The organism is Legionella quinlivanii (genome assembly GCF_003265995.1).
Taxonomy (GTDB): Bacteria; Pseudomonadota; Gammaproteobacteria; order Legionellales; family Legionellaceae; genus Legionella_C; species Legionella_C quinlivanii_A.
Genome location: NZ_MVJN01000002.1, coordinates 68,140 through 88,774, shown reverse-complemented (window position 1 = coordinate 88,774; position 20,635 = coordinate 68,140). Strand labels below are relative to the sequence as shown.

Sequence of the window (20,635 nt, the reverse complement as noted above, 5' to 3'; positions counted from 1 at the left end):
GCGCGTATTTTGAAATTGTGTTGCACTGCCAAGTCATAACACAGAATTTTCATAATTCGAGCCGATCTGGGAGTCTGCACTTTGTTTTGAGAGCTTAATTTACATAGAAATGGTCTTATTCATGGCAATTTTTCTTTAATTCTAGTAAATTAAGCGCTTTTGACGTGCAAAAATCACAGGGGATTATTAGGCCATGCTAAATACATTGATGAAAAAAATGTTTGGTAGTCGGAATGAGCGGACCTTGAGACGCATGGAGAAGGTTGTGCTGGCTATCAATGGTTTTGAGCCAATGATGCAAAGCCTCTCTGATGAGCAATTGGCAGCAAAAACCCAAGAATTTAAAGCGCGCCTGGAGCAAGGTGAATCGCTTGATGAAATGCTGGCTGAAGCATTTGCGGTTGTCAGGGAAGTCTCTGTACGGACAATGGGATTGCGGCATTTTGATGTGCAATTGATTGGGGGAATGGTTCTGCATGAAGGGAATATTGCCGAGATGCGAACTGGTGAAGGTAAAACCCTCGTAGCCACATTGCCCGCTTACTTAAACGCTATTAGCGGTTTAGGTGTCCACGTGGTGACTGTAAATGATTATCTCGCTAAGCGGGATAGCCAGTGGATGAAGCCAATCTATGAATTTCTGGGCTTAACGGTTGGAGTCATTACCCCCGACATGGCGCATCCAGCGAAACAGGAAGCGTATAAAGCCGATATCGTCTATGGAACCAATAACGAATTTGGCTTTGATTATCTGCGCGATAATATGGCATTCAGCCTGGCAGATAAGGTTCAGAGAGAGTTAAACTTTGCTATCGTCGACGAAGTCGATTCCATCCTCATTGACGAAGCGCGAACGCCTTTAATTATTTCTGGTGCTGCAGAGGGCAGCTCTGATTTCTATGTGAAAGTAAATAAACTGATCCCCCAGCTTAAGAAACAGGAGGAAGAAGGTGATGGCGGCCATTACACCGTAGATGAGAAGCAGAAGCAGGCGCATCTGACTGAATCTGGTCATCAGCTTATTGAAGAGCTATTGACCAATGAAGGTTTACTCGATCCAGGTGAAAGCCTCTATCATGCAAGCAATATCATACTAATGCATCATGTCAATGCGTCCTTGCGCGCCCATGTCATGTTCCATCGTGATGTAGATTATATCGTCAAAGACAATCAGGTTGTTATTGTGGACGAACACACTGGACGTACCATGCCCGGTCGTCGATGGTCCGAAGGGTTGCATCAGGCTGTTGAAGCCAAGGAACGAGTGGCTATCCAGCATGAAAATCAGACGCTTGCCTCTATTACCTTCCAGAACTTCTTCCGTATTTATAATAAGCTGGCTGGAATGACTGGTACAGCGGATACTGAGGCTTATGAGTTTCAGCAGATTTATAACCTGGAAGTGGTTGTCATCCCAACCAATCGCTCGATGCAGCGTCAAGACCAGGCCGATCTGGTTTATCTGACTCAGAAAGATAAATACGAAGCGATTATTGAAGATATTCGTGATTGTATTACCAGACGTCAGCCTGTACTGGTCGGTACGGCTTCCATTGAGGCCTCTGAGCTGGTTAGCCGCCTCCTGGATAAAGTCAAGATCAAGCATCAGGTGCTCAATGCAAAATTCCATGAAAAAGAAGCGCATATCATTGCTGAAGCGGGTCGGCCGGGTGTAGTCACAATTGCTACCAATATGGCGGGCCGAGGAACCGATATCGTATTGGGAGGCAGCTTGTCTGCCGCTCTGGCTGAGCTGCCTGCCGATGCTTCAGAAGCAGATCGTCAGAAAGTAAAAGAAGAATGGCAACAGCGTCATGAAGAAGTATTAAAGGCAGGGGGCTTGCGAATTATTGGTTCCGAGCGCCATGAATCTCGCCGTATTGATAATCAGTTGCGGGGTAGAGCAGGCCGTCAGGGGGATCCTGGCAGCAGCCGCTTTTATCTGTCGCTGGAAGACAATTTAATGCGTATCTTTGCTTCAGAGCGTGTGGCGAATATGATGCGCCGTCTGGGAATGAAACCTGGAGAGCCTATCGAACACAACCTGGTTACAAAAGCAATTGAAAATGCACAGCGTAAATTGGAAGGTCATCATTTTGATGTGCGTAAGCAATTACTGGACTACGATAATGTTGCCAACAACCAGCGTAAAGTGATTTATAGCCAGCGGGCTGAAATTATGGCAATGAGTGATCCTAAGGAAACTGTCGATTCAATGCGCGAAGATGTAATATTTGGTCTGGTTGATAGTTACATTCCTCCACAGAGCCTTGAAGATCAATGGGATTTAAAAGGCTTAGCCACTACCCTGCAGGAAGATTTTCAAATTAAAGCGGATGTAGAAAGCTGGGTTGAAAACGATCACTCCCTGCAACCTGAACAAATCAGGGATCGAATTTTTGATTTATGCTTGAAACGCTATGAGGAAAAAGAACAGCTGGCTGGACGCGAAGTGCTTTCACAATTCGAGAAGTCAGTGATTCTCCAGACGATGGATACCCAATGGCGTGAGCACCTTGCAGCAATGGACCACCTGCGTCAGGGAATCCACTTAAGAGGTTATGCTCAAAAAGATCCGAAGCAGGAGTATAAACGAGAAGCGTTTACATTATTTACAATGATGTTAGACAATTTGAAATACGATATTATTCGTCTGCTCACCTCTGTTCAAGTGCAGACTGAAGAAGATGTGAATGCGGTCGAGGAGCAGCGCCGCTCTGAACAGGTTCAGAAAATGCAATTCATTCATGAAGATGAGTCGCTAGCTGAACAAGACCAGCAGCAAGACGGGCAAACTACTTTTCGCCGGACAGAGCAAAAAGTAGGGCGTAATGAGCCTTGTCCTTGTGGTTCTGGCAAAAAATATAAAAGCTGTCATGGTAGTCTGGTGTGAAAGTAGCCGTTGCAGTCATTGTTGACCACTTACAGAAAATTCTCATTACTCAAAGGCCCTTGCATGTTCCGCATCCAGGGGCCTGGGAATTTCCAGGGGGGAAAGTCGAGGCCACTGAAAATGCAGCGGAGGCGCTCATTCGAGAAGTGCATGAAGAAGTGGGTTTAACTGTTGAGAAGTATGATTTCTTGGGCGAAGTTGTCCATTCTTATGGGGCAAAGCTCGTTCAACTCCAGGTTTTTCTGGTTTCTCATTTCTCAGGCACTGCCGTTTGTAAGGAATCCCAACTTGACCTGAAATGGGTGAGTCTTAATAACCTGAGCGATTTTGAGTTTCCAGAAGCTAACCTCAAAATTATCCCAATGATAGAAAAGGCTCTATTAGAGTAACAGCTTTAATTTATTGAATTGATAAGCCCTGGGTTTTGCGAGTTGCTTGTGATAGCCAACCTAAAGATCTCCAGACAGTGCCGTCTTTGCAATCGCATAAAACTCATCCCTGAGTTTACACCGGGTAATTAGAGAGGGGCTGGAGAGGGTTGTGATTCTTCATTGGCGTTTAGATAAACACTTTTACCGACATGATAAATGGCTTTGGCTAATAAAATTAAGCTAATTCCAAAAAGTACTAAAGCTAAAGTAGGATTTAGAAATAAAGCTCCTACACTTGCAATGCCAAATATACTTGCTCCAATCAGCGAATTTAAGCCTGATTTTCTTTGTTCTTCTGCTCTATTCGTTTGGTAGCTTATAGAATTAGAAGCAGATGGTGGAAAGAAAGAAGGGCTTTGCGAAGTATCGGACTTTCTACCCATAGTGTCGGATGACAATCTGTTCGGTAATTTGACTAAAGGCCCGTTTTTAAAACTGGAATTTTCGTAAGAATCATCTTTGAGCTCGTTAAGTGCAGGATCGTACCTAAATATATTGTTGTGAATGTACTGCGCATGAATGTTTGCATATTGATTTAATTGCGAATTCTCATCATCGGTGGCAGCAGCATAATAAAACTTAAGATGCGGTCCAAAACAGCGCTCTATAGCATTGTCTGCTTCTACGTTAGCTTCTTCGAAGGAGAGGTAATAATCATAGTTTAAAGTTTTTTGCTCGAAAGAGAGCCTACTGTAAAATTGGTTAAGCATATTTAATAATGCAGGCTTTTGATAATTATTTACACTTATAATTACTTTTATGGATGGCATGATTCGTATTCTCTTTACTTTGTGTGGTCTTTGCTTATTCAAACTGATTGTTATACTATTGTATAGGGTAATATTCTCCCAAAATATTCACTTTGATTCAACTATGGCTAAAAACGTGTCAAACCAAAGTAAATAATAAGAAAGTCAATAAAATATTATTCCATCATCTGGGTTTTCTTAGGTACGAGTATTTCAATGCAATTTGCCAGGTTAGTCAGCAAAAGCTAGCCAGTTTCCGTGTTTCTAAGAGTCAGAACGTCGCAACTTGCATGATGCATGACTGCATTGGCTGTGCTTCCTAAAAATGCAGGAAGGCTTGAGCTATGACTGCCAAGGATAACCAGATCGCAGCCTAAGTCTTTAATTTTCTGTAAAATATGCTGAGAAGCTGTGCCAATTTCAATGTATTGCTGTTCGGGCGGGATACCCAGACTTTCGCAGAGTAAGTCCATAACTGTTTGGGCATCTTCCTTGGAGGGCTTCGCGATTTCAGCAAATCCCAGGCTTTGTGCGAATTGAAGCGACTTGGGCGGCTCGATGACATGAAGAAAATGAAGTTCGGCATTAAATGCCTTTGCCAACTTCACTGCCTGTTGACAGTAAATCCTATGATTTTCTTTTAAGTCCGTCGCATGCAGAATTATTTTATACAAGATTGCCTCATCCATAAAACAGATATCAACTTAATTGTAGTTTCTTTCAGTAAAAACAACAACCTTTATCCCGTTTGTAAGCCTTGTGAGTTGATGTATCTTAAATTTACCTGTTAAGTTTAGAATCTTGTCCTTCCCGCGAAGGCGGGAATCCATTCCTCAATTGATACTGCAGCTAGCTCAGAGATTGGATCCCCGCCTTTGCGGGGAAGACAGTTAATACAAAATTGAGCTTAACTTAACGGCAATGAGGGCCAGGGGGAGGGATGATTTTAACCCTCTCTTTAACCCACTCCCCTAGGGAGTGAGGATTTTTAATGAAGCGATATATAATTCCTGGTCTAAAATTTAAACCCTGGTCGATCAATATCCTGTTCGAGTGAATTCATGGCCTGTTCTGCAGACTTCACAAAGGGAGAGGTAAATGAATCCTCTCTGTGAGCATGTATGCCAAATTTCGAAAGATGCCCTGCATTTTTTGCTCGTGACGGACTTTGATTTCCTTTCTGTTTTTTTAGGGTATCAGTATCTTGGTTGTCATTAGCTCTTTTAAAAACCGCACCACCTGCCAGTACCTCATCTTCTTGCAAGGGATCTTCAGGTAATAGAGGGGGTTCATTAGAATAATCCGAAGACATTAATGCCAAAGCAGATGCTGCCATTAATTTCTTCTGCTCAAACTCATCAACGCAGGTTTCATCATTGAAGTTTCCACCGCCTATAAATTCTAAATTTTCTGATATTTGCAGCTGAATCGGCTTTTCTAATGGAAATGAACCAACATATCTCACCAAGAATGTCGGGGTACTGTAATACCTGGTATTAACAAACTTGCCGAGCTTTTCTAATTGGGGACATTTGCCGAGATAAGTGTCAATATCGCCTGGGATATCGATTGATCTATCCAGGGCGCTTCCCATTTCAATAGCAATAAACCCGCCCACTTCCAAACCCATCTGCGCCTGGCTAATGAGTGGCATCATAAAGTTTTTGAACCAGTCCTCATATTTTGGATACAATTTATGTGATTGTAGTTTGCCTGGATAGTTTTCTTTATCAAAATAAGGAGGTGAGGTTAACATCATGTGGTTGGGCTTGCCGTCTGGGCATAACTGAGCTTGTGTGAGGGCTTCCATTGGAAGTGCGTAAGTAAAGGTTTGGAAGTTTTTAGGTTGATGGTTTGCAATGATCTCTTTATAGGCTGGTACCAGCTTAGTGTTCGGATCGGTTCCAACATAACGATTAACGCCCAAAGGGGAAGCACCAAAGGCACCTGCCATCCGATCGGCCCATCCCATACATAAATCGAGATAGCTTTCCACTGAGTAGCCATATTCTCTTTTCAGGAATTCAACAAGAGAACCTACGTATAAGGGATGATACTGGTTTACACCATATTTTCTTATAAGTGCATATCTTATTTTTGAACATGAAAGATGCATGTCAAGCCTGTGAAAATTATACATATCTGACGGTGTATTTCCAGATAGATTGGGAGCAGCCACCGCAGTTTGTGCTTTCTGGGCATTTTTTCTGGCCTTCATCGCTGTCTGGCGAAGCTGCCCACAAAAAAATGAAGCCAGATTATCTTCACTCCAGGCACTTAAAGGAGTATAGGCATTTGTTTTGGCCCTTTGTCCATTGCTAACGGCATAACGGAAAGGATCCATATAGCGGGCTGAGACAGACGCTCCCACTAGAGTTTGTGGAAAACTGTCGTTAAAAGACAGGGTCAGTTTTTTTGTTGTACCAAGCTTTGGCATAATATTTTTTAAAGCTTGCAAATCTTTTTCCGCGTCTTTTCTACTTATCTGTTCAAATGGGAGTTCCAGTTTCTTTTCCCTGATTTCTTTGAGCAATCGTAAACCAATCATTTGGCATATCAGGAATTCAATGGCATCAACTTTAAGCGCCCTTTCATCGGGGCTTAAGGACGAGTGGCAGATCTGGATATAATTCTGCACTTCGATCAATTTGCTCTTAAAATAATCTGCACTGATTAAGACATTTTCTTCGAAATTAAGAAAGTCGAAGCGATCACTGAATAAAATAGATGTAATCAATTTGAGTAGTTGAGGATTATCTTTCACTTCATTTTCAGTAGGAATGAAATCCGAAGGCGATGCGTTTATAAGTTTCTTTTGTGAAAAGTACTTATAGCTCTTCATTACTTTAAAGTTAATATTTTCATAAGCTGTGCAATCGACATTATATTCTTTGCTAAGGAGATTGATTATTTGCTGAGAGTTATTTAAAAAACGGGGCATAGTAATTGATACCGGAATAATGCTTCAAAATCGGCTATTTTAGGTATATTATCGATAAACTGTCAATAAATAGATCACCCTGTTTAATTATTTAGAGATGGTAAAACAGGTTTGAGTTGGATTTTTTGCAATAAAATCTGACACCTTGTTTCCATCGGGTAGTTGAATTTTCGGTGAGATTTCCAATAAGGGCAGAAACATAAAATCGCGCTCCAACAATCGTGGATGCGGGATCTGAAGCCGTGGATGGCGTAAGAAATGCTTTCCAAAAATCAGGATATCAATGTCCAGGCTACGAGACCCCCAGCGTATTCGTCGGATCCTGCCATGAGTTTTCTCAATCTGCTGGCATTGTTTCAACAAATCTAAGGCCCGAAGCCCTGTTTTAACCTTAATGACTGTATTACAAAAACAAGGCTGAGTTTTTCTGCCCCAGGCGACACTCTCATACAGACTGGCTGTTTTGAGTACATGGGTCTTAGGTAAGGAAGCGATGGCCTGAATTGCCGTTCGTATCTGCCTTTCAGGACTTTTCAAGTTACTTCCAAGCGCAAGATAGCAAATCATTCTGAAACCGATTTGCTCCGTTGTCTGCGTCTGGGTTTTCTTGACGGAGGGGGGGATATTTCAGTGATCATTTCATGCTGCCTGGTTTCGTCTGCATCCTGAAAATTTGTCCACCATTGGGCAAGCTCCATGGATTCATCACCAGCCAGCGCCCTTAGTGCCAGAAAATCGAACGCTGCCCTGAATCGGGGATGTTGCAACAAATTAATCGCTCTTCCGCCATGTCGTTTGGTAAAGCGAAATTGCAAAAGCCAGATTTCACGAATAACCTGAGTAAACCGTTTGGGAATAGCAATGACCTTATTCTGTTCAAAAATCACATGATTCATTGCTTTTTCCAGTGCCGATAAGGGCGGTAAATTTTCTGCTTGCTGATAAATCGCTGCCTGCTGTTTCAGAGGAAACCAGAGCAATACGGCAAAAAGAAAGGCAGGGGTTACCGGTTTATTACCTTGTATTCGGGTATCTGTACTTTCCAGAGCAATTCCTAATAGCGCACTTACCGGATATTCGGAATGAAGCAGTTGCGAGGTTTGGCTAAAGAGTTCTGCAAATAAGCCATGCTCAATCAATAAGCGCTGAACGGCCTCACCTTGTCCGCATTGATAGAGCTTGGTGATCTCATCAAATAATCTGGAGCTTGACACATGACGTATTAACGAACTCATCTTCGTCAGTGGTTTCGCCGTTTCTTTTTCCAGAGCAAAATTAAGTTTGGCGCTGAAACGAATGGCACGAAGCATCCTCACCGGATCTTCCTGATAGCGAATGAGCGGATCGCCTATCATACGCAATTGTCTGCGATGTATGTCATCCACTCCGCCAGTGAAGTCGACAATGGAGGAATCTTCGATATTATAGTAAAGCGAGTTAACGGTAAAATCACGCCGCCAGGCATCTTCATCCAGACTACCGTAAACATTATCGCGCACAAGCATGCCGCGCTCATTAACCTGCTGGCTTTCATCAATTGACTGATTGCCGCGAAATGTGGCTACTTCGATAATATCGCGATGGAATATAATATGAACTAATTTGAAGCGGCGACCAATAATACGGGCATTTCTAAATAAGCTTTTGATCTGGTTGGGGGTGGCGTTAGTTGCCACATCAAAGTCTTTGGGAGCCTGACCTAGAAGAAGATCACGCACGCTTCCACCAACAAGATAGGCTTGAAATCCGGCCCCATTGAGGCGGTTTAAAACCTTCAGGGCATTAGGACTGATATCCGTTTTTGAAACATTATGCTGTGTGCGGGGTATGATGAAGCTGGCTTCAATAGGAGTATGTTTTCCCCTGGACTTTCGCAACAGCTTTTTTATTAACTTAATTATTGTGGTCACCTAAATAAAGATTGTATAACGCTGTCTATTATAGCTAAGATATGTAGTAAAGTGAAATGGTTATGTTTAATTAAAATCATAGTCTTATTCTTAAGAGAAAATTCATCTTTTTTAACTCAATAAATAATTGATTTCGATCAAGTCATGAGAATTACAAATGGATATGTTGGATATTATATTTAGTCTGATTGCATTGGTTATATTGGAGATAGTACTAGGAATAGACAATTTAGTCTTTTTATCAATCCTTACAGAAAAACTGCCTTTAGAGCAACGTAAGGCAGCCAGACGATGGGGGCTTACATTCGCCTGGGTGACCCGCTTATGCTTGCTAGCTTCAGCCGTGTGGCTGGCAGAACTTAAGCATCCCTTATTTTCAATAAGTAAGTTTTCCTTCTCGGCACGGGATCTTTTTCTTTTCGCGGGCGGTGCGTTTCTCATCGTCAAGGCGACACAGGAAATTCATGATGAAGTGGGGGAACACTCTCCACTTATTGCTGATCATTCCTCCAGGAAAACCTCTATGAAAGCGGTGGTGACACAGGTTGCAATTATGGATGTGGTATTTTCTCTGGATAGTGTTCTAACCGCGATTGGCCTGACTAACCGATTCTGGGTTATGGCGGCTGCAATTACCTGCGCTATTCTGGTAATGATTTATGCCAGCGAACCAGTCAGCCGTTTCATCGATAAACATCCGACGATAAAAATGCTGGCCTTGTCTTTTCTTATTTTAATAGGTACGGTTCTTATCGCAGACAGCTTCTCATTCCATGTTCCTCGGGCTTATGTATATTTTGCGATGGGTTTTTCAATTAGTGTAGAGTTGCTTAATATGCTAAGACGCTCACGTCATAAACGCAAAAGAATTCATAAGTAACAAATTGAATTGTAGAGCCGGGCTCTACATTTTCATCGACTGCGACAGCTTTTCAGCTAATACTGAAAAAAGGAGCATAGGTTTGAGTTGGTTGAAAGCAACCTGTCTCAGTTTGAGAAATGCTTTTGTAAATTTAAAATTACCATCTTTCAAAAGATGGTAAGCCGGCTTATTAAGGGCCAGCTCGTGCAGAAACTCCTCTCGTGAGGAGAATAAAATCGAGGGCGTTTGAAATCCAGATGCGGGTGGATTGATTTTCCGAATCACAGTCTCTTCGCTTTGCCTCAAGTCTCTTAAAATATCTGGCGGAATGGTCAATAAATTTACGCCCGCAACTGAAAGCACTTGCTCTTTATCCCTGAAGCTGGCTGCCATAATTTCAGTAGAAATCGCATGGGCACTGTAATAATCAACTATGGATTGTACCAGTTCTGCGCCCGGGGATTGTTTCGATTCGATATGATTATTGGCATAATATTCATTCAGGCGCCCTACAAAAGGGGAGATAAGTGTAACTTTCGACTGTGCACAGGCTGCTGCCTGAACCAGGGAAAACACAAGAGTTAAATTACAATGGATCCCTTGCTTTTCCAATTCTTCTGCTGCCTTAATCCCTTCCCAGGTGGCTGCTACTTTTATCAGAATGCGCTCCGGTGCAATCCCATTTTTTTCATAAAGAGAAATTAAATATTGAGCACGTTTGATTGTTTCAATCGTATTGAAGCTTAAACGAGGGTCCAGTTCACTGGAAATTCTGCCAGAAATCACCTGTAAGAGTTCTGTACCAATTTTGGTGATGAAGCGTGCTGCAAAGCGAATGGCTTGCGGGTAGCCGGAGTTATCATCTTTTTCAGCTTCGATGAGGGCTTCTTTCAATGTCCGTTGGTAATCCGGATTGAGTGCGGCATCAAGAATCAGTTTTGGGTTGGTTGTTGCATCGCGCGTTTGAAATTCATTCAACAGTTTGATATCTCCAGTATCTGCAACCACTTCAGAATACTGTTTTAGTTGTTCTAGCTGGTTCATCATACCACCTCTCCATCACTGCCACGAATTGGGCTGTATTGCTATTCCTGCTTATACAAGAATAGCAATAATTTTAGAGAGACGCAGAAACCAGATTAATCTTCTATTTCAACCATCTCAAAATCTTCTTTTCCTGCCCCGCAATCCGGACAAAACCAATTCTCTGGAACGTCTTCCCAGCGAGTACCCGGCTCAATACCGTCTTCGGGCCAGCCTTCCTGTTCATCGTAAATAAAACCACAAATGACACAAATGTATTTTTTGAAATCCTGCATAAATGAAAGTCTCTATCTCTTAAAAAAGCTGTAATTTAACGATTGTATTTTGTCTTGTAAAGTAAATTACTGTTAAGTATAGAAAGGTGATTATTTTTGATCAAATGGTTAAAAAAAGGTAGAATGACCGTCTTTCTTAGGCAAAGGAGTCGTCGTGAGTCAGTCTCAACAACTTTTTAATGAAGCTCAGGCCATTATTCCCGGCGGAGTTAATTCCCCTGTTCGTGCATTTCGAGGAGTTGGCGGTGAGCCCATATTCTTTAAACAGGGGAAGGGAGCTTATCTCATCGATGCAGACAATCGGCATTATATCGATTATGTTGGATCCTGGGGGCCATTGATTCTCGGGCATTGTCATCCTAAGGTAATCGAAGCGGTTTCTTTTGCCCTTCATAATGGAATGAGTTTCGGTGCGCCTACCGAGTTGGAAATTCGTCTTGCCGAAAAAATAATCCAGTTGATGCCCTGTATTGAAAAAATACGTATGGTTAATTCCGGCACTGAAGCGACAATGACTGCGATTCGCCTGGCCAGAGGATTTACCGGAAAAAATAAAATCATTAAATTTAATGGTTGCTATCATGGTCACAGTGATAGTTTACTTGTCAAAGCCGGTTCAGGTCTTTTAACTTTAGGGATCCCGTCTACTCCAGGTATTCCAGCCAGTATTACCGAGCACACCCTGACTGCAGATTTCAATGATCTTGCTTCTACCGCCCAATTATTTGAGGCCTATGCCGGTGATATTGCTGCGGTAATTCTTGAGCCGGTGGCAGGCAATATGGGGTTTGTTTTACCTCGTCCTGAATTTTTAAAGGGTTTGCGTGAACTTTGCGATCATTACGACTCGCTTCTGATTTTTGATGAGGTGATGACTGGGTTTCGTGTGGCACTGGGCGGCGCTCAGGCGGTTTTCAGCATTGAACCGGATATTACGACATTAGGCAAAGTGATTGGCGGCGGAATGCCTGTCGGCGCGGTAGGCGGCAAGGCTGCGATTATGAGCCATCTTGCGCCAGAGGGGCAGGTTTATCAGGCCGGCACTTTATCAGGTAACCCTTTGGCAATGGCCGCGGGACTAGCCACATTAAAAGAAATAGAAAAGCCTGAGTTTTTTGAAAATCTTGGACAAACAACAAAAAAACTGATCCAAGCCTTGGCCGAAGTAGCGGGTTCGTTAAAAGTACCATTTTGCTCAGCGTCTCTGGGAGGAATGTTTGGTTTCTGCTTTAGCGAAGCATCTCAGGTCTTTGGCTATGAAGACATTGCGGCATCTGATGAAGCATTATTTAAACGCTTTTATCATGGCATGCTTAACAAGGGCATCTATTTTGCGCCCTCTCTTTACGAAGCCGGATTCGTGTCCTCTGCCCATCAGAATGAAGAAATTAAGATGACGCAAGAGGCAGCGGCGGAGGTGTTGGAAGCGTGTTTTAAAGTTGGGGCGTGAGTTTGTACTGCTATTAAACTGTAGTTTGGGCCCTTGGCTTAACATTAAGTTCTGAAGTAGTGTCTTGTTGGGCCAAGGGCCCAACCTACATACATATGACTGGGTTATTTCAACCCAAATACCTTCTCTGCAATCATCGCTTCCTCATCCCCGCGTATTACCAGTATGTTATGACCTACATCCGAGATGTTATCGCAGTTGTCTATCTTCTCGGAATTTTTTTCCTCATCGATAAAAAAATTAAAATGCTTTAGCGAACTTAGAATCATTTTACGGATCTGAACGGCATTTTCACCAACCCCGCCTGTAAAGATAAGCGCGTCGAGTTGTTCTATTTGGCTGAGATAAGCGCCTATTACTTTTTGAATGGTATAAACATACATATGAATGGCCAGCTTTGCCTTCGGATCGCCTTTGGTGAATCGAGAGGATAAATTGCGCATGTCATTATCGCCGCCAATACCATAAAGTCCGCTTTTTTTATTTAACAGATGATCTACCTCTTTGGGGCTTAGGCCTTTATCTATCAAATAGAGTGGAATTGCCGGGTCAATATCGCCGCAACGCGTTCCCATAACAAGGCCGGCAAGTGGTGTTAATCCCATTGTAGTATCTGCGGACATTCCTCGTTTGATAAGACATGCACTGGCTCCATTACCCAGATGCAAGCTGATAAAATTACAGGCGTTTAAAGGTTTTTCAAGAAATTGGGCGGCGCGTCTGGCAACATATTCATGATTAATGCCATGAAAACCGTAACGCCTGATTTTAAATTGTTTACTTACTTCCATGTCAATTGGGTAATTGTAGACCTGATCAGGCATCTGATGATGAAACCCGGTATCAAAAACAGCGACATGCACTGCTTCCGGGAAATTTTCCTGTGCCAGCTCAATCCCAATGACATTAACGGGATTATGTATCGGCGCAAGAAAACTCAATTCTTTGATTTGCTGGAGAGTTTCCGGAGTAATAACAGTTGGTTCAAACAAGTCAGTACCGCCATGCACCACCCGATGACCAATACGTGTGAGAGGATGATGGGCGAGATCTGATTTCAAGCGGGAAGACAGCAGTGAAAACGCCTCGGCATGATTGGCTAATTGTACCTGGGAAACGGAGCTGGTTTTAAAATGGTGATGCCAGTTGGCACTTGATTCGCCTATTCCTTCAATAAGACCGCTTAGCAAAAGCTTGTGCCCTTTTCTGGAAAACGCATAGGCCTTGTATTTAATAGAAGAGCTGCCCGCATTAATCGAAAGAATATTCATAGTTTTTCCCGGTTGACCTGAAGTGCCGTAACCAGAATCGTATTGATTACATCCTGGGGTGTGCAACCTCTGCTTAAATCATTAATTGGTTTATTCAATCCCAGTAATACTGGGCCAATAGCCAGTGCACCACTTTCTCTCTGTACTGCCTTGTAAGTGTTATTCCCTGTGTTCAAGTCCGGGAAAATTAATACATTGGCTTTGCCAGCCACTTTGGAATCAGGCATTTTCTTTGCGGCGACTTCTGCGTCAACCGCCGCGTCATATTGTAAGGGACCCTCAGCCGCCAACTTAGGATGTTTCTGACGTAAAATTTCCATGGCGCCCGCTACTTTCGCTACACTTTGGCCTTTGCCGGATTCTCCTGAAGAATATGATAACAAGGCTACTTTGGGGCTTATTCCAAGCCTTCTTGCCATATCCACTGCCTGTTCAGCTATTTCTGCCAGCGTTTCACTGTCTGGCTCTGGATTAATAGCGCAATCACCATAAATCAGCACACGGGTAGGCATGCACATGATGAACACTGAGGATACCTTGGAAATTCCCGGTCTTGTTTTAATAATCTCCAGAGCAGGGCGTACTGTATCTGCTGTAGTATGAGCAGCACCAGATACCATCCCATCGGCCTCACCACTGTAAACCATCATTGCGGCAAAATAATTCACATCCGTCATACGCTCAAGCGCGATGGGGAAATTGATATTTTTATGCTGCCTTAGTTTGAAATACTCATTTGCAAAAATTACCTTGTCAGTAGATTTGTCAATGTCAATAATACGGACATTGGGAAGCTCCAGTTCCAGGCGTTTGGAATGCATCTTAATTTTTTGCGGATCACCAATGAGAGTAATTCGGACCACGTTGCGTTTGAGTAAATAATCTGCAGCAATAAGGATTCTGCTGTCTTCGCCCTCAGGAAGAACGATGTGGCATTTTTTTTCTTTGGCTTTACGGATTAATTCATAGAGAAAAATAGCCGGACTCATTGAGCGGATATAAGTTTTGCTGCTTAATACACTCAACAAGGGCTGTGACAGATAAGGCACCAGGGCCTGCATCGCTGTTTTAACGCGCTCCTCGTCATGGGTACTGAGGCTGAATTTTGCTGAAAATAATCGCGTGGCCGTTTCATAGGTTTTGTGTTCAACTAGTAATACAGGGAAGCAATGCTCAAGCCCGGTAATGATGTTTCGGATGATAATGCCCGGTTTTTCACCACCAGTCAGAACAATTCCCGCGATTTTTGGGTAGTTGGCGGATTGTTCGGCTAGCAATGAACCCAGTAGAATGTCGATTCGATCATCCGGGGTAATAATCAGCATGCCGCCTCGGTCCAGCCGTGACTCAAGAAAGTTACCTATGGTTTTTGCTGCGATGGTAAATTGTCGAACTGGTCTGTCCAGTTCCTCTTTACCGCAAAGTACTTCAGCCTCCAACAACTCTGCTATTGCTTTGACCGATGGACTGGATAATTGCTCAAATTCGGGGATAATTACAAGAAACGGGATGGATGCAAATTGTTTTTTAAATAATAATTCCGCCTCTGTTTCATCCTGCACACGGCTGATAATGATCCCGGCAACGGCCACATGGGAGCGCCTGCACATTTCAATTGCCGTATTGAGTACTGCAAGAGTATGTTCCAGGGTCCTGTCTTTTGAGGAAACGACCAGAAATAATGAACAGTTTAACTGGTAAGCCATGTTAATGTTAAACTGGAATTCATACACATCATTATCGCTTTCAAAATCAGTGCCTTCAAAATAATCGAGACTCGACGTGTTATCGAGCTGCGTTTTTTCAAGAACCATCCCGAACAGATCATCGGGTTGGGTTCGCATCATGGAGATAGCCTGGTTTACGTCCATAATTGCTGGAACCACTGTCCCGGTGGTTTTTTCTAATAAGCTCTTCTGAGAATCATCTTTTTCGCTGAAAAGCTTAAAGCAGCGAAACGCAATATGCTCTGCTAATAAGGTCGAAACGATACCCAGGGAGACAAATGATTTACCCGCTCGTTTCTCAATACCTGATAGATATATTTTTTTGTGCATATTGATTCTCACTGGGTCAGTCTTAGTTGATTTTAGACTATTCGGAGATCCAAGTTAAGAAAAATAATACAGTTTTTTATTTAACCGGCCATAAAAAGGAAGGTTAAATTCCTAACCCGACATAGACAGCTTAATAATTGCATGGCATAGTCAAAACAGGCAATCTAACAGAAGGACGTATTGTGTCGACAGAAGATAGAATCCAATCAGCCTCCAATCATTGGCCACGAGGTGTTTTTGCTCTGTTTTGTATTCAGATTTTTTCGACTTTAAGCTTTAGCGTCCTCTATTCCACTCTTGTTCTTTATATGACTGGCCCTTTAAATCTCTCGGCACAGAACGCCAACAGTATCATGGGCGTGTTTGTTGCATTTAATTTTGCTCTTCATCTGCTGGGCGGTTGTTGGGGAGGGCGTTATCTTTCCAACCGAATGCTGTTTAGTATTGGGATGCTTGCTCAGGTTATTGGTTGTATTTTGCTTTCAACCGAAAGTCTGACGTATCTTTATTATGGACTTGCTGCATTTTTAACAGGTTGTGGTTTAAATGTGACTTGTATTAACTGCATACTGACGCAATTGTTTTCTCCTGAGGATACTCGGAGGGAAACAGCCTTTATATATAATTATGCCGGCATGAATATTGGTTTTTTCGTGGGATTTAGTTTAAGTGGATATTTCCAGCTATCTCAGGGATATGAACGATTATTTATATTAAGCAGCCTGGGAAATTTAATAGCGCTGGTTATTTGTCTTTATAATTGGCCATCTCTCGCTGATAAGGATACGATTTATGCCAGGCTGCCAAGACAAAAGCAGAAAAAGTTTCTTTTTTTAGGCGCTATGATGGTATTCCTGCTATTCCTTCTACTGCAGCCTTTGCTTCATTTCGCCTCGTTTGCTAACAAGCTGGTTCTGACAACCGGTGGAATAATGCTGCTAGTGATATTGTACATTGCAAGATCACAGGACACGCCTGTGGCTCGAGACAAGATTTATGCCTTTATTACGTTGATGGCGGTAAGCATTGTATTCTGGACCTTGTATCAGATAGGACCGATGGGTCTTACCCATTTTATTGACCATAATGTCCAGCGTCACTGGCTATTTGTGACCATTCCACCGCAGTGGTTCCAGAATATTAATACAATTTGTATTGTTTTCGGCGGCCCGTTATTAAGTGTGATACTAAATAAATTAAGAGCCCGTAATATTGGTGTAAATATTCCCACTCAATTCGCGATTGCCCTGGTATTTATTGGCGTTGCCTTTGCGATATTACCTATAGGTATCAGTCATGCAGATGCCAGGGGACTGACCTCACCATTTTGGGTTGTTAGCAGCTTTATTTTACAGAGCGCAGGCGAATTATTAATTTCACCCATAGGCTATGCAATGGTGGGGAGCCTGGCTCCGGCCTCGTTGCAGGGGGTAATGATGGGAATGTGGATGCTGACCACAGGTGTGGGGGCAACGCTTTCCAGCTATAGCTCTAACTGGATGACCGCCGGGATGAATAGCGTTGAACCGCTTGTAACGAACCCAGGATATGGCCGTGTGTTTCTTATTCTGGGTATAACGGCTATCGCTGCCGGTTGTTTGCTATTTACATTGACTCCCTTATTGAAGCGGTGGATGTATAAATCCACGCTTCGTTCAAAAACAAATGTCAGCATACTAGCTGCAATTGGATAAAAATTCAAAGGATCACTGCCTGTTCATGAAGAGCTAATCGGGATACACTGTTGTCAGTTGTATTTTTGAAGAGCTCTTCATGTGAGTAATCCCTTTATTCCTATAGAAACTGCCCAAATTGTCTGGCAGGAAAACACCCCTTATTCATTTTTGTACCAAGACTTCTATTTTTCCAGAGAAAACGCTTTGTCAGAGGCGAGAGATGTTTTCATAGAAGGTAATGATTTAATCAATCGCTGGCTAAAACCACAGCCTCTTGTGCGCAAGCAATTTTGTATTGGAGAAACAGGATTCGGAACTGCCTTAAACTTTCTTACAACCTGGCATTACTGGCTTCAACATGCGCCTGATGAGGCTATATTGTATTATTACAGTTGTGAGAAGCATCCATTATCTATTGCTGATTTGAAAAAATGTCTTGCTCAATGGCCTGAGTTTGAATGCTTATCGGCCGAGCTGATTAGCCAGTATCCTCTATTGACGCCAGGATTTCATTATCTTTCTCTTTCCGAAGGAAAAGTCAAATTGATTCTAATGCTGGGCGAGGCAGACGCCTGTTTTAAGCAGCTATCAGTTTCAGGTGATTTAAAGCTGGATACCCAGCTACAATGTGCAGGATTTGATGCCTGGTACTTTGATGGCTTTGATCCTGAAAAAAATGAATCCATGTGGAGTGAAGATCTCTTTAAGGTAATTGCCTTGCTGTCCAGGCCGGCCTGCACATTCGCGACACGGTCTACGGGAAGCAGAGTTAAAGACAATTTATTAACCTGTGGTTTTATAATCAATAAACAAAAGAAACTGGATACGAAGACTGATATGCTAAGCGGGGAACTTCTTACCGCACGGTATGATGGCGGCAGACGAAGTACCCCCTGGCATTTTTCAACAAAAAAAGAAGTAACAACCCGCAAGGCAGCTATTATAGGGGCAGGTCTTGCAGGAGCAATGACTGCCAATGCGCTGGCCCGGCGGGGATGGAAAGTCACAGTGCTTGAACGGGCAGCCAATCCAGCTCAAGGCGCCTCAGGAAACTCGCAGGCGATATTATATCCTCAGCTATCTGCTTTTAAATCTCCTCTGACCGATTTCATGCTGATGGCCTATCTCTATGCGCTGCGTTTTTATAAGCAATTACCAGCCATTGAAAAGTTTGCTGATTTAAAGGGTATTATTCAACTCGCTTATAGTGATAAGGAACGTAAATTACAGTCGAGTTTAAAAAAATGGCTCGAACGATATCCTGAAATGGCTGTTCCAATCGATGCAAAAGAGGCTTCTCAAAAGGCTGGTATTGTTTTGGAAAATGGAGGTTTGTTTATACCTGAGACCGGATGGATCGATCTGCCTGAGTTATGTCGTTTTTTACTTGAGCATCCAGGAATTAATACTCAGACTGATACATCCGTTTCTCAAATTCACTACGAGAATGGATACTGGCTGGTTAATAGCCAGAGAGCGGAAGTCCTGGTTATTGCAAATGGATATCAGGCAAGTCAGTTTGAGCAAACCAGCTGGCTGCCATTGAAACGAATCAAAGGGCAGATGAACTGGATTGATGAATCATTTGAAAGTCGTGCTTTAACCCGGCCGCTATGCGGCGATGGACATGTGCTTCCTGCGCGAAATGGCCTTCATGCTGTGGGGGCCACATTTGAATTAAATTTTACGCATGAGCAAGCGGATGACCAGGGGAGTCAGCTGAATTTAAACAGGCTAGCCTCTCTGGCTGGTAATATAAACTGGCAAAAAGAAGTGCGTGAACAATGGGCAGGTGTTCGAGCTGCAGCACCTGATTATCTTCCAGTGGCAGGACCTGTGCCAGATGCGCATACTTTTTTGAAGCGCTTTGCAGGATTGGCCGATGACTCTAAACGCTGGATTGCAGCGAGTGGGAGTTATCTCCCTGGATTGTATGTCTGTTCAGGTTTTGGTTCGCGTGGCCTGACCAGCGTGCCTGTCTGTGCGGAATGGCTTGCCGGGCTTATAAATAATGAACCTGGGTTTCTGCCCAGAGACACTATCCGGGCACTATCAGCGGGTCGTTTTTTAATCAAACGTATTGTGTTTGGGAAAAAATAGTAATTATGCACAAAAAATAGATTCTGCGTTCAAATAACTTTTCCTTGATTCTGATTGCAGAGATAGTTAATCTTGGCAGCATTTGTTAAGACCGACTGCCATGAGGGGTTTGTTGTGTTAAGTATTGAAATTTTTCAAATAGATGCGTTCACTGACAAGATTTTTCATGGTAATCCAGCGGCAGTCTGTCTCTTAAGCGACTGGTTAAATGATGAGTTGATGCAGGCAATCGCGGTAGAGAACAATTTGTCCGAGACTGCATTTGTCATTGAAACGACTAATGGCTTTCATATCCGCTGGTTTACTCCCAAAGGCGAAATCAGTCTTTGCGGTCATGCCACTCTGGCAGCTGGATTCGTTCTGTTTGAACTGGGCAAGTGCAGCGGCGATGTGATTCATTTTTCCAGTATCGGTGGGCAGTTAAGCGTCAAGAAGAAATCAGAGCGTTACATGCTTGATTTCCCCAGACTCGGATATTCTCAAATCCACGCACCGGAACAATATGAGACGCTGATCGATCAGAAAGTAGTGGAGTTTTATGAAAGTGAACTGGATTATCTCTTTCTGCTTTCTGATGAAACTGCGGTCGCTTCGGCACAAATAGATTATCGAAGTTTAAGCTTATTACCCAAACGCGGTTTAATTATTACCTCAGCTGCAGCAGATCATGATTTTTACTCGCGCTGTTTTTACCCCAAGCATAATATCACTGAAGATCCAGTCACTGGATCAGCGCATTGCGTACTGGCACCATTTTGGGCTGAGCGCTTGCAAAAAAATGCTTTAAAAGCAGTTCAGGGTTCTTTAAGAAAAGGCGAGCTTTGGTGTGAGGTTTCCTCTGACAGAGTATATATAACTGGCAGCTGCAAGTGGTTTCTTAAAGGCCAGCTGGTGATTTAGCATTTGTTTTTCACAGTCCCGCGAAAGGCGGGAATCCATTCCTCAGCAATTCCTTAACTTAATAGCAGTGAGGGCT

Annotated in this window: 16 protein-coding genes; 7 read left to right on the top strand and 9 right to left on the bottom strand. The window is 43.0% G+C overall.

The features are described from left to right. Positions 1–193 precede the first annotated feature (193 nt). Together secA and B1207_RS02450 are read left to right on the top strand one after the other, a co-directional pair. Positions 194–2,893 carry a preprotein translocase subunit SecA gene (gene secA, locus B1207_RS02455; protein WP_112218417.1) on the top strand — a complete coding sequence of 900 codons (2,700 nt, stop codon included), beginning with the start codon at positions 194–196 and terminating at the stop codon, positions 2,891–2,893. Then, complete coding sequence (locus B1207_RS02450; protein WP_112218416.1) at positions 2,890–3,282, top strand: (deoxy)nucleoside triphosphate pyrophosphohydrolase; 393 nt, start codon at positions 2,890–2,892, stop codon at positions 3,280–3,282. Before secA ends, B1207_RS02450 begins: the two co-directional genes overlap by 4 nt. A gap of 128 nt (positions 3,283–3,410) precedes the next feature. On the opposite strand, the gene B1207_RS02445 is transcribed toward B1207_RS02450, so the two are convergent. The 5 genes from B1207_RS02445 to pcnB all read right to left on the bottom strand — a co-directional run bounded on the left by B1207_RS02445 (position 3,411) and on the right by pcnB (position 8,894). Next, positions 3,411–4,094: a hypothetical protein gene (locus tag B1207_RS02445; protein ID WP_112218415.1), complete on the bottom strand. Its 684-nt coding sequence runs from the start codon at positions 4,092–4,094 to the stop codon at positions 3,411–3,413. A 224-nt stretch (positions 4,095–4,318) separates the two neighbouring features. Then, positions 4,319–4,747 carry a universal stress protein gene (locus tag B1207_RS02440; protein ID WP_253255770.1) on the bottom strand — a complete coding sequence of 143 codons (429 nt, stop codon included), beginning with the start codon at positions 4,745–4,747 and terminating at the stop codon, positions 4,319–4,321. 341 nt (positions 4,748–5,088) lie between these two features. Then, positions 5,089–6,915, bottom strand: coding sequence for a hypothetical protein (locus B1207_RS02435; protein ID WP_172458081.1), 1,827 nt, complete (start codon positions 6,913–6,915; stop codon positions 5,089–5,091). A 186-nt stretch (positions 6,916–7,101) separates the two neighbouring features. After that, positions 7,102–7,581 carry a 2-amino-4-hydroxy-6-hydroxymethyldihydropteridine diphosphokinase gene (gene folK, locus B1207_RS02430; RefSeq protein ID WP_112218412.1) on the bottom strand — a complete coding sequence of 160 codons (480 nt, stop codon included), beginning with the start codon at positions 7,579–7,581 and terminating at the stop codon, positions 7,102–7,104. Next, a complete protein-coding gene (gene pcnB, locus B1207_RS02425; protein WP_112218659.1) occupies positions 7,578–8,894 on the bottom strand; it encodes a polynucleotide adenylyltransferase PcnB in 1,317 nt (438 codons plus the stop codon). The genes folK and pcnB overlap by 4 nt, the downstream gene beginning before the upstream one ends. 187 nt (positions 8,895–9,081) lie before the next feature. Between pcnB and B1207_RS02420 the strand changes: the two genes are divergently transcribed. Continuing rightward, positions 9,082–9,804 carry a TerC family protein gene (locus B1207_RS02420; RefSeq protein ID WP_112218411.1) on the top strand — a complete coding sequence of 241 codons (723 nt, stop codon included), beginning with the start codon at positions 9,082–9,084 and terminating at the stop codon, positions 9,802–9,804. Positions 9,805–9,828: 24 nt separating this feature from the next. Here B1207_RS02420 and B1207_RS02415 read toward each other — a convergent pair whose 3' ends face one another. After that, positions 9,829–10,833, bottom strand: a complete 1,005-nt coding sequence (locus B1207_RS02415) for a transaldolase family protein (RefSeq protein WP_112218410.1) — start codon at positions 10,831–10,833, stop codon at positions 9,829–9,831. 92 nt (positions 10,834–10,925) lie between these two features. Beyond that, a complete protein-coding gene (locus tag B1207_RS02410) occupies positions 10,926–11,105 on the bottom strand; it encodes a rubredoxin (RefSeq protein ID WP_112218409.1) in 180 nt (59 codons plus the stop codon). 154 nt (positions 11,106–11,259) lie between these two features. On the opposite strand from B1207_RS02410, the gene hemL reads away from it, so the two are divergent. Next, on the top strand, positions 11,260–12,555 hold the full coding sequence (gene hemL / locus B1207_RS02405) for a glutamate-1-semialdehyde 2,1-aminomutase (RefSeq protein ID WP_112218408.1): 1,296 nt from the start codon (positions 11,260–11,262) through the stop codon (positions 12,553–12,555). 104 nt (positions 12,556–12,659) lie between these two features. On the opposite strand, the gene B1207_RS02400 is transcribed toward hemL, so the two are convergent. Beyond that, positions 12,660–13,826 (bottom strand): acetate/propionate family kinase, encoded by a 1,167-nt coding sequence (locus tag B1207_RS02400; RefSeq protein ID WP_112218407.1) that lies wholly within the window; start codon positions 13,824–13,826, stop codon positions 12,660–12,662. Further along, positions 13,823–15,883, bottom strand: coding sequence for a phosphate acetyltransferase (gene pta / locus B1207_RS02395; RefSeq protein WP_112218406.1), 2,061 nt, complete (start codon positions 15,881–15,883; stop codon positions 13,823–13,825). Before pta ends, B1207_RS02400 begins: the two co-directional genes overlap by 4 nt. Positions 15,884–16,065: 182 nt before the next feature. Between pta and B1207_RS02390 the strand changes: the two genes are divergently transcribed. The 3 genes from B1207_RS02390 to B1207_RS02380 all read left to right on the top strand — a co-directional run bounded on the left by B1207_RS02390 (position 16,066) and on the right by B1207_RS02380 (position 20,559). Next, a complete protein-coding gene (locus tag B1207_RS02390) occupies positions 16,066–17,577 on the top strand; it encodes a peptide MFS transporter (protein WP_112218405.1) in 1,512 nt (503 codons plus the stop codon). 81 nt (positions 17,578–17,658) lie between these two features. Continuing rightward, positions 17,659–19,659 carry a bifunctional tRNA (5-methylaminomethyl-2-thiouridine)(34)-methyltransferase MnmD/FAD-dependent 5-carboxymethylaminomethyl-2-thiouridine(34) oxidoreductase MnmC gene (mnmC, locus tag B1207_RS02385; protein WP_112218404.1) on the top strand — a complete coding sequence of 667 codons (2,001 nt, stop codon included), beginning with the start codon at positions 17,659–17,661 and terminating at the stop codon, positions 19,657–19,659. A gap of 114 nt (positions 19,660–19,773) precedes the next feature. Then, positions 19,774–20,559: a PhzF family phenazine biosynthesis protein gene (locus B1207_RS02380; protein ID WP_112218403.1), complete on the top strand. Its 786-nt coding sequence runs from the start codon at positions 19,774–19,776 to the stop codon at positions 20,557–20,559. Positions 20,560–20,635 lie beyond the last annotated feature (76 nt).

Excerpts from the sequence above, each read along its gene's own strand:
- folK (WP_112218412.1), bottom strand. The coding sequence starts at position 7,581 with ATGATTTGCTATCTTGCGCTTGGAAGTAACTTGAAAAGTCCTGAAAGG.
- B1207_RS02410 (WP_112218409.1), bottom strand. The coding sequence starts at position 11,105 with ATGCAGGATTTCAAAAAATACATTTGTGTCATTTGTGGTTTTATTTAC.
- B1207_RS02415 (WP_112218410.1), bottom strand. The coding sequence starts at position 10,833 with ATGATGAACCAGCTAGAACAACTAAAACAGTATTCTGAAGTGGTTGCA.
- B1207_RS02445 (WP_112218415.1), bottom strand. The coding sequence starts at position 4,094 with ATGCCATCCATAAAAGTAATTATAAGTGTAAATAATTATCAAAAGCCT.
- secA (WP_112218417.1), top strand. The coding sequence starts at position 194 with ATGCTAAATACATTGATGAAAAAAATGTTTGGTAGTCGGAATGAGCGG.
- pta (WP_112218406.1), bottom strand. The coding sequence starts at position 15,883 with ATGCACAAAAAAATATATCTATCAGGTATTGAGAAACGAGCGGGTAAA.
- B1207_RS02435 (WP_172458081.1), bottom strand. The coding sequence starts at position 6,915 with ATGAAGAGCTATAAGTACTTTTCACAAAAGAAACTTATAAACGCATCG.
- B1207_RS02400 (WP_112218407.1), bottom strand. The coding sequence starts at position 13,826 with ATGAATATTCTTTCGATTAATGCGGGCAGCTCTTCTATTAAATACAAG.
- B1207_RS02420 (WP_112218411.1), top strand. The coding sequence starts at position 9,082 with ATGGATATGTTGGATATTATATTTAGTCTGATTGCATTGGTTATATTG.